Origin of the sequence: Hydrogenovibrio thermophilus, from assembly GCF_004028275.1 — a bacterium.
Lineage (GTDB): Bacteria > Pseudomonadota > Gammaproteobacteria > Thiomicrospirales > Thiomicrospiraceae > Hydrogenovibrio > Hydrogenovibrio thermophilus.
On record NZ_CP035033.1, the window covers coordinates 1,395,818 to 1,412,607 of the forward strand.

General features: G+C 51.4%; 13 protein-coding genes. 9 read left to right on the forward strand and 4 right to left on the reverse strand.

Annotation, left to right across the window (positions count from 1 at the left end; all coding sequences use genetic code 11):
- Nucleotides 1-15: 15 nt before the first annotated feature.
- Nucleotides 16-1,665, forward strand: a complete 1,650-nt coding sequence (locus EPV75_RS06530; protein ID WP_128384855.1) for an ABC transporter ATP-binding protein — start codon at nucleotides 16-18, stop codon at nucleotides 1,663-1,665.
- Between the two features lie 63 nt (nucleotides 1,666-1,728).
- Here the strand turns inward: EPV75_RS06530 and ppsA are convergent, their stop codons facing one another.
- Nucleotides 1,729-4,143 (reverse strand): phosphoenolpyruvate synthase, encoded by a 2,415-nt coding sequence (ppsA, locus tag EPV75_RS06535; RefSeq protein ID WP_128384856.1) that lies wholly within the window; start codon nucleotides 4,141-4,143, stop codon nucleotides 1,729-1,731.
- A gap of 324 nt (nucleotides 4,144-4,467) precedes the next feature.
- On the opposite strand from ppsA, the gene EPV75_RS06540 reads away from it, so the two are divergent.
- On the forward strand, nucleotides 4,468-5,214 hold the full coding sequence (locus EPV75_RS06540) for an elongation factor-1 alpha (RefSeq protein ID WP_128384857.1): 747 nt from the start codon (nucleotides 4,468-4,470) through the stop codon (nucleotides 5,212-5,214).
- A gap of 87 nt (nucleotides 5,215-5,301) precedes the next feature.
- Here EPV75_RS06540 and EPV75_RS06545 read toward each other — a convergent pair whose 3' ends face one another.
- The 3 genes from EPV75_RS06545 to ubiG are packed head-to-tail and all read right to left on the reverse strand — an operon-like array spanning nucleotide 5,302 to nucleotide 7,411.
- The gene (locus EPV75_RS06545) at nucleotides 5,302-6,000 is read right to left on the reverse strand and encodes an SDR family NAD(P)-dependent oxidoreductase (protein ID WP_128384858.1); all 699 of its coding nucleotides are present in this window, start codon (nucleotides 5,998-6,000) and stop codon (nucleotides 5,302-5,304) included.
- The gene (locus EPV75_RS06550) at nucleotides 5,997-6,656 is read right to left on the reverse strand and encodes an HAD family hydrolase (protein WP_128384859.1); all 660 of its coding nucleotides are present in this window, start codon (nucleotides 6,654-6,656) and stop codon (nucleotides 5,997-5,999) included. The genes EPV75_RS06545 and EPV75_RS06550 overlap by 4 nt, the downstream gene beginning before the upstream one ends.
- A gap of 35 nt (nucleotides 6,657-6,691) precedes the next feature.
- Nucleotides 6,692-7,411 carry a bifunctional 2-polyprenyl-6-hydroxyphenol methylase/3-demethylubiquinol 3-O-methyltransferase UbiG gene (gene ubiG / locus EPV75_RS06555; protein ID WP_128384860.1) on the reverse strand — a complete coding sequence of 240 codons (720 nt, stop codon included), beginning with the start codon at nucleotides 7,409-7,411 and terminating at the stop codon, nucleotides 6,692-6,694.
- A 283-nt stretch (nucleotides 7,412-7,694) separates the two neighbouring features.
- On the opposite strand from ubiG, the gene gyrA reads away from it, so the two are divergent.
- The 7 genes from gyrA (at nucleotide 7,695) to cmk (ending at nucleotide 16,745) form a co-directional block, all read left to right on the forward strand.
- A complete protein-coding gene (gene gyrA, locus EPV75_RS06560) occupies nucleotides 7,695-10,319 on the forward strand; it encodes a DNA gyrase subunit A (protein ID WP_128384861.1) in 2,625 nt (874 codons plus the stop codon).
- A gap of 64 nt (nucleotides 10,320-10,383) precedes the next feature.
- Nucleotides 10,384-11,448 (forward strand): 3-phosphoserine/phosphohydroxythreonine transaminase, encoded by a 1,065-nt coding sequence (serC, locus tag EPV75_RS06565; protein WP_128384862.1) that lies wholly within the window; start codon nucleotides 10,384-10,386, stop codon nucleotides 11,446-11,448.
- 34 nt (nucleotides 11,449-11,482) lie between these two features.
- Nucleotides 11,483-12,583, forward strand: coding sequence for a prephenate dehydratase (gene pheA, locus EPV75_RS06570; protein WP_128384863.1), 1,101 nt, complete (start codon nucleotides 11,483-11,485; stop codon nucleotides 12,581-12,583).
- A 16-nt stretch (nucleotides 12,584-12,599) separates the two neighbouring features.
- Nucleotides 12,600-13,715, forward strand: a complete 1,116-nt coding sequence (gene hisC / locus EPV75_RS06575; protein WP_128384864.1) for a histidinol-phosphate transaminase — start codon at nucleotides 12,600-12,602, stop codon at nucleotides 13,713-13,715.
- A 40-nt stretch (nucleotides 13,716-13,755) separates the two neighbouring features.
- Nucleotides 13,756-14,658, forward strand: a complete 903-nt coding sequence (locus EPV75_RS06580; protein WP_128384865.1) for a prephenate dehydrogenase — start codon at nucleotides 13,756-13,758, stop codon at nucleotides 14,656-14,658.
- A 76-nt stretch (nucleotides 14,659-14,734) separates the two neighbouring features.
- Complete coding sequence (aroA, locus tag EPV75_RS06585) at nucleotides 14,735-16,072, forward strand: 3-phosphoshikimate 1-carboxyvinyltransferase (protein ID WP_128384866.1); 1,338 nt, start codon at nucleotides 14,735-14,737, stop codon at nucleotides 16,070-16,072.
- A gap of 1 nt (nucleotide 16,073) precedes the next feature.
- Nucleotides 16,074-16,745, forward strand: coding sequence for a (d)CMP kinase (gene cmk, locus EPV75_RS06590; RefSeq protein ID WP_029938104.1), 672 nt, complete (start codon nucleotides 16,074-16,076; stop codon nucleotides 16,743-16,745).
- The last annotated feature ends 45 nt before the right edge of the window (nucleotides 16,746-16,790 follow it).

The window sequence follows — 16,790 nt, forward strand, 5'->3', positions numbered from 1 at the left end:
TGTTAGGATGAATCTATGGCATCACAAGAACCCGTATTGAGCGTTGAACACCTGGCAATCAAAGCCGGTGACACTTCGCTGGTCAAAAACATCAGCTTTCAGATTCAACCGGGAGAAATTTTCACGTTGGTCGGGGAATCGGGCAGCGGCAAATCCCTGACGTCATTAGCGATTATGCGTCTGCTGCCGGAAGCACTGGACATCACCGGCGGGCAAATTGTGCTCAACGACGAAAGTCTGTTCTTGTTGCCGGAAGTGAAAATGCAGCGAGTGCGCGGTCAGCAAGTGGCGATGATTTTTCAGGAACCGATGACATCCTTGAACCCAGTCATGAAAGTGGGGGATCAAGTCGCGGAAGCCTTGAAGGTTCATTTAAAAATGAATCGTCAGGCCGCTCGCAAAAAGGTGATCAGCCTGTTTGAGGAAGTCGGCATTCCCGACCCGGAGGCACGTTACGACTGGTATCCGCACCAATTGTCTGGTGGGCAGAAGCAACGCGTAATGATTGCGATGGCGCTGGCCTGTGAACCGGATTTGTTGATTGCCGACGAGCCGACGACCGCCTTGGACGTTACCATTCAAGCCCAGGTGCTGGAACTGCTGAAACGGTTGCGCGATGAGCGAGGCCTGGCGATTTTATTCATTACCCATGACATGGGCGTGGTCAACGAAATGGCGGACCGCGTGGCGGTGATGAAGCAAGGTGAATTGGTCGAGCAGGCCGATAAAGCGCACTTCTTTGCCAAACCGACCCATCCGTATACTCAAAAACTGCTGGCCGATGCCGTGCCGAAACTGACGTACAAGCCGATTTCGGAAGCGCGCAGTTTGTTGCGTATTAGCGATTTGAAAGTGCATTTTCCGATTAAAAAAGGGATTTTCCAGCGCACCGTCGGCTATGTGAAAGCGGTGGACGGCGTCAATCTGGCGATTAATCGCGGGGAAACCTTGGCGCTGGTCGGCGAATCCGGCAGCGGCAAAAGCACCATCGGGCAGGCGATTTTACGGTTGGTGGACGCGACGTTCGGCGAAGTGGAGTTTCATACTGAATCGGAAATCGTCGATTTGCTGCCGTTGAATGAACGTCATATGAAGCCGTTTCGCAAACGGGTGCAGGTGATTTTTCAGGACCCGTTCTCGGCGCTGAACCCGCGAATGCAAATTCGCGACATTATCCGTGAAGGCATGAACAGCTTGAAGGTCGGCCCGAAAACGCCGGCCGAGCAGGATGCGCGCATTGATGAATTGTTGGAACAGGTCGGGCTGCTGCCGGAACATAAGTTCCGCTACCCGCATGAGTTTTCCGGCGGGCAGCGGCAGCGCATCGGCATTGCCCGCGCCTTGGCGGTGGAGCCGGAGTTGATTATCTGTGACGAGCCGACCAGCGCCTTGGACGTATCGGTACGGGCGCAGGTGTTGGAGCTGTTGAACCGATTGCAGCAGCAATATCATATGTCGTATCTGTTCATCACCCATGACTTATCGATTATTCCCGCCATCGCCCATCAGGTGGCGGTGATGAAAGAAGGGCGGATTGTCGAACAGGGCCCGGTGGAAGACATTATGCTGAACCCGCAGCATGACTACACTCGCAAGCTGTTGGATTCCGCGCCGGAGTTGATTAAACAGGCCTTTAATCGTCCGCCAGAGGCACCAGCACTTTAATTCAAGCGAGTATGAAAAGTCACCAGGCCTGGCGACTTTTCAGGAAAGTGCTTTCACGTTCAATCAGGTTTTGGCCTGACCTTCCAGTTCGGCAATGCATTGCATGGTTTTCAACACCGAATCCGGATTCAAACTGATGGAGTCAATGCCCAGTTCAATCAAGAACTCGGCCATTTCCGGATAATCCGACGGCGCCTGACCGCATAGTCCGGAGTGCAGGCCATTGCGTTTAGCCCCTTCAACGGCCCATTTAATCATGGTTTTCACGCCTTCGGCACGTTCGTCATAACTGTCCGCGACCAAAGCGGAATCCCGATCCACACCGAGCACCAGCTGCGTCAAATCGTTCGAGCCGATGGAAATACCGTCAAAGTAGGGCGCGAAGGCGTCCATTTCAAGTACATTGTTGGGAATCTCGCACATCATGTAGATTTTCAACGCATTTTTATTACGTTTCAAACCATGTTTTTCCATGGTTTCGATCACTTTTTGCGCTTCGACCACACGCCGCACAAACGGAATCATCACGATGACATTGCTGAATCCCATTTCTTCGCGCACGTGTTTGATGGCTTGGCACTCCAGAGCAAAGGCCGGCTCAAACGCCTCGGAAATATAACGCGATGCGCCGCGATAGCCCAACATCGGGTTTTCTTCATCCGGTTCGAAATATTTTCCGCCCAGCAGGCTGGCGTATTCGTTGGATTTAAAGTCCGACAGGCGGACCACAACCGGTTTCGGATAGAAAGCCGCAGCAATGGTGCCGATGCCGCTGGCGAGTTTGTCGATGAAAAAGGCTTTGCCGCTATCGTAACCGCGGGTTAGGTCGGTCAGCTGTTCCAGGATGGTTTTGGCCGTTATTTTTTCCGGTTGCAGTAACGCTAAAGGGTGGGCTTTGACCGATTCATTAATGATGAATTCCATTCTGGCCAGCCCGACGCCCTGATTTGGGATAAAACTGGTTTGAAAGGCCAGTGCCGGATTGCCTAGATTCAGCATGATGTCTGTTTTCGGCATCTCCAAATCGGACAGGTCAGTTTCATGGATTTCAAACGGTTGTTTGCCGAGATAGACTTTTCCTGTATCGCCTTCGGCACAGGAAACGGTGATTTCGGGATTGGATTCCAACTCCTTGGTGGCTTGGGGGCAACCGACAATCGCCGGAATGCCCAGTTCACGCGCAATAATGGCGGCGTGGCAGGTTCGTCCGCCGCGATTGGTGATGATGGCTGAAGCGATTTTCATCACCGGTTCCCAGTCCGGCGTAGTGATGTCGGTGACGAGAATTTCGCCGGCTTTGAACTGGTCGATGTAAGCGACATCTTGGATTACGTGGGCCTGGCCATGAGCGACTTTGCTGCCAACGGCGCGGCCTGTCGCCAGAATTTGAGCATCCGGTTCCGGTGAAATTTGGTAGGTTTTCAATTGGGTGCCAATCTTTTGAGAAGCCACGGTTTCCGGGCGGGCCTGGACGATATACAGCTGCCCATCGTCGCCGTCTTTGGCCCATTCAATGTCCATGGGGCGTTGGTAACCGATTTTGTCGCTGTAATGTTTCTCGATACGAATGGCGTAATCCGCCAGCTTGAGAACCTCTTCGTCGGTAATGCAGAAAGCCTGGCGTTCGGCGAGGGAGGTGCTGATGTTGCGCACCGGCGATTTATGGGCGTCCGCGGCATAAATCATTTTGATTTTCTTGGCGCCAAGGTGGCGTCGCAATACGGTTCGGTAGCCTTGTTCAAAGGTTGGTTTATGGACATAGAATTCGTCGGGGTCGACGGCGCCTTGAACGACGTTTTCGCCCAGACCGTAAGCACCGGTAATGAACACCGCATCCTTAAAGCCGGTTTCGGTGTCGATCGAGAACATCACGCCGGATGCGGATAAATCGGAGCGCACCATTTTTTGGACGCCAATCGACAGTCCGACATCAAAGTGATTGAACCCTTGGTCGATTCGGTAATGGATGGCGCGGTCGGTGAACAAGCTGGCAAAGCAGCGTTTACAGGCATCGAGCAGGGCGGTTTCACCGCTGATATTAAGATAGGTGTCCTGTTGGCCAGCGAAACTGGCGGTGGGCAGGTCTTCCGCCGTTGCCGAGCTGCGAATGGCCATGGTAATCGGCGTGGTGAAACAGTCGCTTAAAACGTGATAAGCGTCGAGAATTTCGTCGATCAACGCTTGTGGCAGATCGGCATGGTAAACCAATTGCCGTGCGGCCTGACCACGTTCGGCTAAATCGGTTACGCTGGATTCGTCGAGCGGGTCAAGAATGTCATGAAGCTTGTCCCACAAGTCGTTTTCCGTTAACACGGCTCGATAAGCCTCGGCGGTGACGGCAAAACCGTTTGGCACCGGAACGCCGACCGGCGTCAGAGCCTGAAACATTTCACCCAAGGAGGCGTTTTTACCGCCCACCAATGGAATATCATCAATTCCGATTTCGTCAAAAAATCGAATATAACGCCGCTTTGCCATGATGTTCTCCTAACCCGAATATTTAACAAATTTGCACCGATTTTGCTTGTTCCTTGATTCCACAAGAAATATTTTCTCAGTCGGCCGTAATCACCGATACGACGCTTCTTCGAAAATTTCCTTGTGAAACCAATGCTCTGCGCAATCTCAGCACAAATTCATGAAACATTCGGCTAAAAAGTTGTATAGTTTGTAAGGTGTTAATGCTGCGTAACATCATACGCCCTTCCCAGGCGGATTCAAACCCAAATAAAAACACATCCGGCCGTTTGCACAGCATAAGTTTCCAGACCGATTGTAACCCGATAATGAGGAGATTTGATCATGAATGCTACCCGAAACTGGTCGCTGCCCGAACTCAGTATTCCGTTAAAAGCCCTGTTCACCGGCTACATTATGGTGGTGGGGCTAGGGCTGTTGATGGCCGGCGGACAAATACTGCTGACGCACGGTATGGCGGACGGTAAATTCGGGGTTTCGGTCGATGATATTGTGTACAGTTATTACGGGAATCGAACCGGCTCCAAGCTGGAGTCGAAACTGAACGGGTCGATGAAAGACAAAGCCACGCCGGAAGAACGGATGACATTGATTAAGTGGGCGCGTGACGGGGCGAAGGAATCGGAATGGGAGCCGATTGTTCAGCCGATCGTGATGCAAAAATGCGCCATGTGTCATGCACACATCAAGTCTCTGCCAAATGTTTCTCAATTCGACACCATGAAAGACATCGCCAAAGTGGATGAGGGCGCGGACATTACTTCTCTAACACGGGTTTCGCATATCCACCTGTTCGGTATTTCGTTTATTTTCTTCTTTGTTGGTTATATTTTTTCGATGGCGGTTGGCTTTAATCGCTGGGTGAAGGCGGTGATTATCTTTATTCCGTTTGCATTTTTGGTGGTGGACATCGCGTCCTGGTGGCTAACGAAGATGAATCCGCAGTTTGCCTGGTTTGTGATTATCGGTGGCTTTGGTTACAGCATTGCCGCGACGATTATGTTGTTCACGTCTTTGTACCAAATGTGGGTGATGCCATGGGTGGCTGCGCATAAAACGCCGTCGGCGTAATCACCGAAACGGCCTTCTGAAAAGGCGAAACGCAAGTTAAATTGACTGAATTGCAAAAAAACGCCCAGGCCTGGGCGTTTTTCGGTTTTAGAGCTTTTGCAGAGAATCGGTCGTGGAATCGTCTTGCAAGGCTTTCAGGAGTTCGGCGGCGATAACCTGACTGGTCGGAATGGTCTCGGGGTTCTCACTCGGGAACTGACGGCTGCGCGTATTGGATTGAAAAGCACCGAGTTTGGCGCTGTAAAAGCGCAGGGGGCTTTTCTGGTTTTCGAGCGCCACGGTTTTCATAAGTTGTTCCAGCCCGGCTTTGGCCACCCCGTAAGCGCCGTAATAAGCCGGATTGTCTTCCAGGTTTCCATCCAATATTGCAACCAATTGCCCGGCGTCTGCAGCGCGTAATAAAGGCAGTGTTTGCTGAATGAGATGGAAGTTGGCATTCAAATTGGTGTGCAGCACTTCGTACCATTGGATGTAATCGAAATACTCAACCGGCGTAAAGGCCGGTAGGGTCGCGGCATTCAAAAACACCCCGTCAAGATGGCCGTATTCATTTTCCAATGTGGTTCTCAGTTGCCCGTAATGCTCGATGTTTGCGCCGAGCAAATCCATTGGAAACAAAGCCGGTTGCGCTTGGTAGTCATCGGAGTCGACAAGGGTGTCATAAAGGTGATTCAAGCCTTTCAGGTTTTTATCCAATAAAATCAGTTGGTTGTTGTCGTGTGCTGAGGCCAGTGCGAGGCTGCGCCCCAAGCCTTCCGCGGCACCGGTAATCAAATAAATGCTCATAATGTCTCTTGAATGAAGTGAGTGATTTCAATCGGGGTTTCAAAGAAATAATCGGCCGGCCACGCGGTTTCGGACGCGGCTTCCGGCAGATAACCGAACATGGCGGCCCCGGTTTGCATCCCGGCGTTGATGCCGGCTTCAATGTCTCTTGGGTGGTCGCCGAGATAAATACATTGGTCTGCGGTGACGCCGCATTGTTGCGCGGCCAACAACAAGGGTTCCGGATGCGGCTTACGCACGCTTAAGGTGTCGCCGCAAATGATGCTGGCCGGTTCGGATGGAAACGAGATGTTCGCCAACAACTTTTCCGTCAACCAGGTGGGCTTGTTGGTGACAATCCCCCAGGGAATATTACGTTCGGCGATTTCCGCCAGGCCGGCTTCCAGCCCCGGGAAAAGGCGTGTATGCATGTCGATGTGCTTGAAGTACACATCCAGAAAAAATTGTCGTTTGCTTTCCAATTCCTCGCCTTCCAAGCCGGGAAACGCCAGCTGTGTCATCGCCAGTCCGCCTTGAGAAACGGTTTTGCGAATGTCTTGATAATGCAAAGGGTCCTGGCCGTAATGGCGACAGGTGTGGTTCAGCGCGTAGGCAAAATCGTAGGAAGTGTCGAGCAGGGTGCCGTCCAAGTCAAAAAGCACACATCGAATGGTCATAGGGTTGTCTCTTTCAATTTGGTCAGTCATTGCGGTTAAGCGGGTTTTTGATAAGCCATCAGGTAATTAACATCGAGTTTCTCGCTCAAACCATAACGCTTTAAGAGCGGGTTGAACTCGATGCCGGCGCCGTCTTTGAGTAGCAGTCCGGCTTGTCTTGCCATGGCGTCCAACTCGGACGGTTGGATGAATTTTTCATGTGTATGGGTGCCTTTCGGTACCAGATCCAACAGCTGTTCTGCCGCGAAAATCGCCAATAGGTAGGATTTGTAATTGCGGTTCAGGGTGGAAAAGAACACCCAGCCGCCGGGTTTTACGGCTTTAGCAGCCGCTTCGATGATGGCCGCTGGTTGTGGCACGTGTTCCAGCATTTCCATACAGGTGACGATGTCGTAATGCCCGGCGTGTTGGTCGGCATGATCCTCTGCCGATTCCAAACGGTAATCGACCTTGACGCCGGAATCCAAGCCGTGCAGTTTGGCGACAGTCAGTACTTCATCGGCCAAGTCGATACCGGTGACTTGGCCGCCGGCCTTGGCCATGGCTTCCGATAGAATCCCGCCGCCGCAACCGATGTCGAGGATGGTGTGACCTTCAATGGGCAAAAACTGCTCCATGAACGTCAATCGGAAAGGGTTGATTTTATGCAGTGCGCCGAACTCGCCCGACTCGTCCCACCAGGTGTTGGCGAGCTGATTGAAATTGTTCAGTTCGGCTTGGTCGGCGTTGATGTGTGGCGTTTTGGACGTTGACATAAAAACAAAACTTCCTCGGAACTTTTTGGCAATTGGTAAAGTGCTCGTGATTATAGCAACTACTCGGGTTTTTATGTGACTTAATCCAAGCCGTACCTTTCGTGATTGAAAATTTGAATCCCCCGATAAATTGGTGAATGAAAAATCGCATAAACCCTGATGAATGGCTGGGAAAGGTCAATTGCGCCTCGATTGCCGACAGGACGCATAAAACCTAGAGGAAAGGCCTTTTTTTGGGTTATAATGCTTAGCTAATGTCAACTAAAAAGAAAACTGTGATTCTATGTCTGATTTTGCAAGAGAAATTCTTCCGATCTCATTAGAAGATGAGATGAAACAATCTTATCTCAGCTATGCGATGAGCGTTATTGTAGGGCGAGCCTTGCCGGATGTTCGAGACGGTCTGAAGCCGGTTCACCGTCGCGTGCTTTATGCGATGAACGAATTGGGGAACTCCTGGAATAAGCCTTACAAGAAATCGGCACGTATCGTTGGGGATGTGATTGGTAAATACCATCCGCATGGCGATACGGCGGTGTACGACACCATTGTGCGTATGGCGCAACCTTTCTCGTTGCGTTACATGCTGGTGGATGGACAGGGGAATTTCGGCTCAATCGACGGGGACGCGCCGGCCGCGATGCGTTATACCGAAGTTCGAATGGCCAAAATCGCACATGAATTACTGGCGGATCTGGAAAAAGAAACCGTCGACTTCACTCCGAACTACGACGGTTCTGAGACCGAACCGGACGTTTTGCCGACACGAGTTCCGAATTTGCTGGTCAACGGTTCTTCTGGGATTGCGGTGGGGATGGCGACCAATATCCCGCCGCACAACCTAAACGAAACCGTCAATGCCTGCGTGGCTCTGATTGATAATCCTGAGTTGGATATTCCTGGGCTGATGGAGTATCTACCGGGACCGGATTTCCCGACTTACGGGATTATTAACGGTACCAAGGGAATTCGAGAAGCCTATGAAACCGGTCGCGGTCGTGTGCAAATGCGCGCCAAAACCAGTGTCGAAACCGATAAGAGTGGCAAGGCTTCCATCATCGTTCATGAAATCCCGTATCAGGTCAATAAAGCCAAACTGATCGAGCGTATTGCCGAACTGGTCAAAGAGAAAAAAATTGACGGCATCACCGCACTGCGAGACGAGTCCGACAAGGACGGTATGCGTATCGTGATTGAGGTACGTCGTGGTGAAGTCCCGGAAGTTCTGATTAACAATCTCTATAAGCAGACCGCGTTGCAAACCGTTTTCGGCATCAATATGGTGGCGTTGATGGACGGCCAGCCGAAACTGCTGAACCTGAAAGACGTGCTGGAAGCCTTTATTCGCCATCGTCGTGAAGTGGTGACGCGTCGCACGATTTTCGACTTGCGCAAAGCGCGTGAAAAAGCGCATATCTTGGAAGGCTTGGCGCTGGCGTTGAACAATATCGACGAAATGATCGAGTTGATTAAGTCGTCACCAAGCCCGTCGGTTGCGAAAGAGCGTATGTTGGAGCGCGACTGGCCAATCGGCAATGTCGGGCAGCTACTGGATCGCGTCGAAATGGACGATGTGCGCCCTGAAGATTTGCCGGCTGGCTTTGGCGCCGAGGGTGAAATTTATAAATTGTCACCAGTTCAGGCGCAAGCCATTCTGGAAATGCGTCTGCACCGCTTGACCGGTTTGGAACAGGATAAAATCCTAAACGAATACCGCGAGTTGATCGAAAAAATCGCCGAGTTCCTGGAGATTCTTCGTAATCCGGACCGTTTAACTGAAGTGGTACGTGAAGAATTGCTGGAAGTGGTCGAAAACTTCGGTGATGATCGTCGTACTGAAATCGACCACTCGTATCAAGAAATCGACGCTGAAGATTTGATTGCGGTCGAAGACCGTATTGTCACCTTGTCGCAAGACGGTTACATCAAAACGCAGCCGTTGTCCGATTACCAGGCACAACGTCGGGGCGGTCGTGGCAAGTCGGCCACGCAAATGAAAGAAGACGATCAGGTCGGTAAGATTCTGGTGGCCAGCACGCACGATATGTTGCTGTGCTTCTCTAACCGCGGCAAGCTTTATTGGCAGAAGACCTGGCAGTTACCTTTGGCGAGCCGAGGTTCGAAAGGGAAACCAATTGTGAATGTCCTGCCATTGGAAGATGGTGAGTACATCACTTCCATCTTGCCGGTGACGGAATTCTCCGACGGTTATTATGTCTTTATGGCGACCAAGAAATCGACCGTGAAACGTGTAGCGCTGGCGGACTTTTCACGTCCAAGAGCCAACGGTATTATCGCCGTTGATTTATTGGATGACGACGAATTGGTCGGCACCGCCATTACTGACGGCGAACAGGATATTATGTTGTTCAGCAATATCGGTAAAGCGATTCGTTTCGACGAAAACGACGTCCGTGTCATGGGACGCCAAGCACGTGGTGTGCGCGGCATGAAACTGAAAGACGATATGTCAATTATCAGCATGCAGGTGGCGCGTCAAGACACATTGATTCTGACCGCGACCGAGCACGGTTACGGTAAATGTACGCCGGTGGACGACTACTCCACCATCAATCGTGGCGGACAAGGGGTCATTTCCATTAAGACCTCCGACCGTAACGGTAATGTGGTGTCGTCGGTCGCGGTGACACCGGAACAGGAAGTGGTGCTGATTACCAATAAAGGGACTTTGGTGCGTACGCGCGTTTCCGAAATTTCCGTGGTGGGACGTAATACCCAGGGTGTGAAATTGATCAACGTCGGCAAAGGTGAAGTCGTGGTCGGTTTGGCTGTCGTCGATGTTCAGGACGAAGAGCTGTTGGAGGCCATCGACGAGGCGGCGGATGAGACAACTGTCGAGAATGCTGCGCCTGAATCGGACGCTGGAGAAGACACTGCAACGGAATAATGTTCAATCAAATCGGGCCGGGTTCATCGGCCCAATTCCAAGTTCAATGTAATAAAGAGACACAATGAGAGCATTTAATTTTAGTGCCGGCCCTGCGATGTTGCCGGAAGCTGTGATGCGTAAAGCGCAGGCGGAGTTTTTAAACTGGAATAATACAGGCATGTCGGTGATGGAAATGAGTCACCGTAGCAAGGAATTTATGGAAGTGGCGCACCATATGGAAGCCACCTTACGTGAAATCATGGGCATTCCTAGCAATTATAAGGTGTTGTTCGTGCACGGCGGCGCCTCTTTGCAGTTTGCCGGTGTGCCGATGAACCTAACTGAAGCCGATGATGTGGTGGATTACGTCAACACCGGTGTTTGGTCTCAAAAAGCCATTAAAGAAGCCTCTCGTTATGTCAATGTGAACGAAGTCGCAAAAGCGGAAAACAGCATTCCGGCTCCGGAAACGTGGCGACTGTCACCTGAAGCCAAATACTTGCATATTTGCCAGAACGAAACCATCACCGGTGTGGAATATCAATCCGCTCCCATCAGCGACAAGCCCATCATTTCCGACTTTTCATCCACGGTTCTTTCCCGTCCAATCAATGTCTCCGATTACGGTGTCATCTATGCCGGTGCGCAAAAGAATATCGGCCCGGCAGGCTTGGCGATTGTTGTGGTGCGCGAGGACCTGATCGGACAGGCGCGTTCCGATACTCCGAATCTGATGAATTGGCAAACCTACAACGATAACGAATCCATGTTCAATACACCGGCGACCTTCTCTTGGTATTTGGCCGGTCTGGTCTTCGACTGGATTAAAGAGCAGGGCGGAGTTGACGCCATGGGGGAAATCAATCAGCGTAAATCGAAAAAACTGTATGACTTGATTGATGCTTCGGAATTCTTCTACAACGAAGTCGACCCGTCGGTGCGCTCTTGGATGAATGTGACCTTCAAGTTGAAAAATACGGATTTGGACGCGGCGTTCCTGGAAGAATCGAAAGCCGCCGGTCTGTTGAGTTTGAAAGGCCATAAAGCCTATGGCGGTATGCGTGCCAGTATCTATAACGCCATGCCGGAAGAAGGCGTGGATGCATTGGTGCAGTTTATGAAAAACTTTGAAGCGAAATACGCCTGATAACGGCCGGCCCTGAGTAAAACGACAAGACTTTATGATTGACGAAACAGAAAAACAACAACTCAACGAGATTCGAGAAGAAATCGACCAAATCGATGCCGAGATTCAGGCATTGATTTCGCGCCGTGCAGACTGTGCCCAGAAAGTGGCGGACATCAAAACCAAAGGCGGCCAGGTGGAAGCGGTATTTTACCGCCCGGAACGGGAAGCACAGGTTTTGCGTGCGGTCAAAGCGCGCAATAAGAGCTTGATTCCCGATGATGAAATGGCGCGGTTGTTTCGTGAAATTATGTCGGTTTGTTTGGCGTTGGAACAACCGATCAAGGTCGCGTACCTTGGACCGGAAGGCAGCTTTACGCATGCCGGCGTGATAAAACAGTTCGGTTCGTCGGTGCATCCATTAGCGGTTTCGTCGATTGAAGAAGTCTTTGAAATCGTTGAAAAGGGCGACGCCAATTATGGTTTGGTACCGGTTGAAAATTCCACGGAAGGCGTGGTGAAGCAAACCCAAAACGAGTTGGTGACCACGCCGTTAAAGATTTCCGGTGAAGTCGGTTTGGAAATCCATCATTGTCTGCTGTCACAACAAAGTTCGTTGGAAGGTATTGAAAAAATCGTCGCCCACCCACAGGCGCTGGGACAGTGTGAACAGTGGTTGAAAAACAATGCCCCTCGTATTGCGTTGGAACCGGTGGAATCCAATGCGCTGGCCGCACAAATGGCACAGCAGGATGCCAGTTTGGGTGCCATAGCTTCAGAAGCCGCGGCCCAATTGTACTCTTTGAACGTGTTGGAAACCCACATCGAAGACCGCAAGGATAATACGACCAAGTTTTGGGTCATCGGCTCCGAAGCGACCGAACCGAGCGGTGAAGATAAAACCGCGATGGTGTTGGCCATGCCCAACAAGGCCGGCTCCTTGTTGGATGTGTTATCGAGTTTCGCCACGCGCAATATCAGTATGACGCGCATCGTGTCGATTCCATCAACGGAAACCAAATGGGATTATTTGTTTTTCATCGATGTCGATGGTCATCAAAAAGACGCCAATCTCGCGGAGGCGATTCAAGAGGTTCAACAAAAAACCAGCTTTTGTAAAATCTTGGGCTCTTTTCCCGTCTCCCCGTTGAACTAATTGAAGCGATTACGATATGTCCAACCCTTTGTTTTCCGACCAGGTCCTGTCACACGTCAACCGTATCGAAGTTTACCAGCCGGGGAAACCGATTTCTGAATTGCAGCGCGAGCATAACCTGTTTCGCATCTCCAAATTGGCGTCCAATGAAAACCCACTGGGCAGTAGCCCGAAAGTGGTGAAAGCCATTCAGTCGGAACTGATGAATCTGGGACGTTATCCGGACGGCAATAATTATTATCTGAAACAAGCTCTGGCGGATTTTCTGCAGCGTGATGTGTCGCAGATTGCGCTGGGCAACGGTTCGAATGAGTTGTTGGAAATGGCCGCTCGAGCGTTTGCGGGTTCGGGTGATGAAATCGTGTATTCGCAGTATGCTTTTGCCGTCTATGCCATTAGCGCTCAGGTGGTCGGCGCGACGGGTGTCGAAGTCCCTGCGAAGGATTGGGGGCATGATTTGGCCGCCATGGCCGATGCGATTACCGAGCGAACCAAACTGGTTTATTTAGCCAATCCGAATAATCCGACCGGCACCTTTTTCGGAAAAACCGAATGGGAAGACTTTATCCAGAAAGTACCGAAGCACGTCATTGTCGTGCTGGATGAAGCCTATACCGAATACGTGACCGATCCGGACTATGCAGATGGACTTGACTATCTGGATGCATATCCGAACCTGTTGGTTTCGCGAACCTTTTCAAAAGCCTATGGTTTGGCCGCATTGCGGGTCGGTTACATGGTCGGTCACCCGGAAGTGATTGGCTACATTAACCGGATTCGTGAGCCATTCAACATCAACCATCTGGCGCAGGTGGCCGCACAGACGGCCTTAACCGACCAGGCTTTCGTCAAGAAAACGGTGGAACTGAATCAGCAGGGCATGGTCAGTCTGATGCGCTTTTTCGACGATATGGATTTGGAATATATCCCATCCCAAGGTAATTTCATTTGTGTCCGATTGGGTGAAAGCGCACCACAGGTCAATCAAGCCCTGTTGGCGGAAGGCGTGATTGTCCGCCCCGTCGCCAAACAAGGCACTTTCGCTGAATTCTTGCGGGTGTCGATTGGGCTGCAAAAAGAAAACAGCCATTTCATGGATGCTTTGCGAAAGATTTTAAGTCGTTCGGCCTAATACGCAATAGACGGTCAAAACGGCAACGGATAAAAATGAAATGAAACAATGGAATAATATAACGATTATCGGAGTGGGGCTGATTGGCGGCTCCTTGGCCAAGGCCCTTAAAAAGGCAGGCCTGGTCAAAAACGTTACGGGTTATGGAACACGTGAAGAAAGCCTGCAAAAAGCCCAGCAGTTAGGCGTCGTCGACCAATATACCTTGTCATTGCAAGAGGCGGTTCAGGGCGCGGATGTGGTGGTTTTGGCCGTACCGCTGGGTGCGATGGAAGCGGTCTTGAAAGAGATGCAACCGTTCTTGTCGGAAGAGACACTTTTGACCGATGTCGGCAGTGCGAAAACCTCGGTTTTAAACGCCGTGAAAGCCGCGTTTGGGCGAATCCCCAAACGTTTTGTGGCAGGGCATCCGATCGCCGGTAAAGAAAAAAGCGGGGTTGAAGCCGCTTGTGAGAATCTGTTTGTCGACCATCGTGTGATTTTGACGCCAACGGCGGAAACCGATAAAGGCGCTTTGGCCGAACTGACCGAACTTTGGCAAGCCACGGGAGCCTGCGTGTCGGAAATGACACCCGCTTTTCACGATGAAGTCTTTGCCGCCACCAGCCATTTACCGCATTTGTTGGCGTTCGGATTGGTTAATCTGCTGAATGAACATGAAGAATTGGGCAATGTGTTTCAGTATACCGCGGGTGGCTTCCGGGATTTTACCCGCATCGCTTCCAGTGACGCGGTCATGTGGCGGGACATCGCTTTGACGAACCGCGACGCCATCGTCAAGTGGTTGAATCATTATCAAGCCGAAATTCAAGCCTTGACCGAATTGGTCGGCTCCGGCGACGGGCAACGCCTTCATGATTATTTTGCGCAGGCCAAGCAGGCAAGGGACGAACACATCGTCAAGCCGAACGAAATAAAAGACGGCTCGCAGACAAAGCCGTAAAACGTAAAAGGAATTAAGATTGTTCGAGTCGCCGGAAGTCTTACCGGCGGGCTTGTAAACCTCAGGAAAGTTGATTATGTCAGAAAACATTCAATTCAAAGTCCGTCCGGGCGGGAAAATTCACGGGCGCATCCGTGTACCGGGCGATAAATCGGTTTCGCACCGCAGTATTATGCTCGGCGCCATTGCCGATGGCACTACTCACATCACCGGCTTTTTGGAAGGGGAAGACAGCTTGGCGACCTTGAAGGCGTTTCAGGCCATGGGCGTGGCGATTGAAGGGCCGGATAATGGCCGTGTCACCGTGCACGGTGTGGGCCTGAAAGGTTTGAAAGCACCGACTCACCCGTTGGACATGGGGAACTCCGGGACGGCCATGCGTTTGATGGCTGGGATTTTGGCGGGCCAGGATTTCGAATGTGAACTGGTTGGCGATGCTTCCTTATCCAAACGGCCGATGAAGCGGGTGACCGATCCGCTTGCGGAAATGGGCGCTGAAATCGAAACCGAAGCCGGCGGGACGCCACCGTTGAAAATCAAGCGCGGCGGTCCGTTGAAACCGATTGATTATGTGTTACCGATGGCGAGTGCGCAGGTGAAGTCTTGTGTTCTGTTGGCAGGACTTTATGCAGAAGGGCAGACCGCGGTTGAGGAACCGGCACCGACACGGGATCATACTGAACGCATGTTGCGCGGTTTCGGTTATGATGTGGTGTCCGAAAAACTGGACGATATGCGAACGCGTGTATCGCTCACCGGCGGTCAGTCCTTGGCGGCGTCCGATATCGATGTTCCGTCGGATATTTCTTCGGCGGCTTTCTTTATGGTGGCGGCGGCGATTGCCGAAGAAGCCGATTTGATGATTGAGCATGTCGGCATCAATCCGACTCGTACCGGAGTATTGGATATTCTCAAACTGATGGGCGCCGATATTACGCTTGAGAACGAAGCGACGGTTGGTGGCGAACCGGTGGCGGATATCCGAATCCGTTCGTCGAAATTGAAGGGGATCGACATTCCGCCGCATTTGGTCCCTTTGGCAATTGATGAATTCCCTGTGTTGTTTGTTGCGGCTTCCGCAGCCGAAGGGCGCACCGTGTTGACCGGTGCCGAAGAGCTACGTGTCAAGGAGTCCGACCGCATTCAGGTAATGGCGGATGCTTTGAACGCGCTTGGCATTCAAGCCACGCCAACCGAAGATGGCATGATTATCGAAGGGGGGCAACAAGCACCGCAATCCGCACCGATTTTAAGTCACCATGACCACCGAATTTCCATGGCAGCAACCGTTGCCGGATTACGCGCCGCGTCGGATGTGATCGTGGACGATTGCGCCAACGTCAATACATCCTTTCCAACGTTCATTGAATTGATTAATCAGGTCGGCATGCATGTTGTCGCTGAGGAGGCTTAATATGGAAACAACCGAAGCAATCGTCACGGTGGATGGGCCAAGCGGTGTCGGAAAGGGCACCTTGGCGCAATACCTGTGTTGCAAAACCGGCTTCCACTTACTGGACAGCGGCGCCATTTATCGAAGCTTGGCGTACGGCGTGCTCGATCAAGACTTGGCGTTGGACAATCTACCAGGCCTGGTGGAATTGGCTGAAAACCTGCCGGTGGAGTTTATCGAAACCAGCATCCTGTACCAAGGCCAGGACATTACCGCCAAAGTGCGCACCGAAGAAGTGGCGGCCATGGCGTCTAAAGTGGCGGCGATTCCGGAAGTGCGCGCCGCCTTATTGAAGCGCCAAAAAGACTATGCGCAACCGCCTGGCTTGATTGCGGACGGGCGAGATATGGGCACAGTGGTCTTCCCGAATGCGCCGGTTAAGCTGTTTTTGACGGCCTCGGCGGAAGAAAGAGCAAAAAGGCGAGTTAAACAGTTGAAAAATCAAGGGGTTGATGTTAATATTCGCCAAATAACTCAAGACATTATGGAAAGGGACGAGCGCGACCGCACTCGGAAGACCTCTCCATTAGTTCCGGCAGACGATGCGTTGGAAATCGATACAACCGATTTAAGTATCGATGAGGTCTGCAAATTGGCGATGGATCAATTATGGAAACATGGGTTAATCAAGTAAGTTAGCATTTAAATAATCTAACTTATTGAATTAAAAGATTTTATT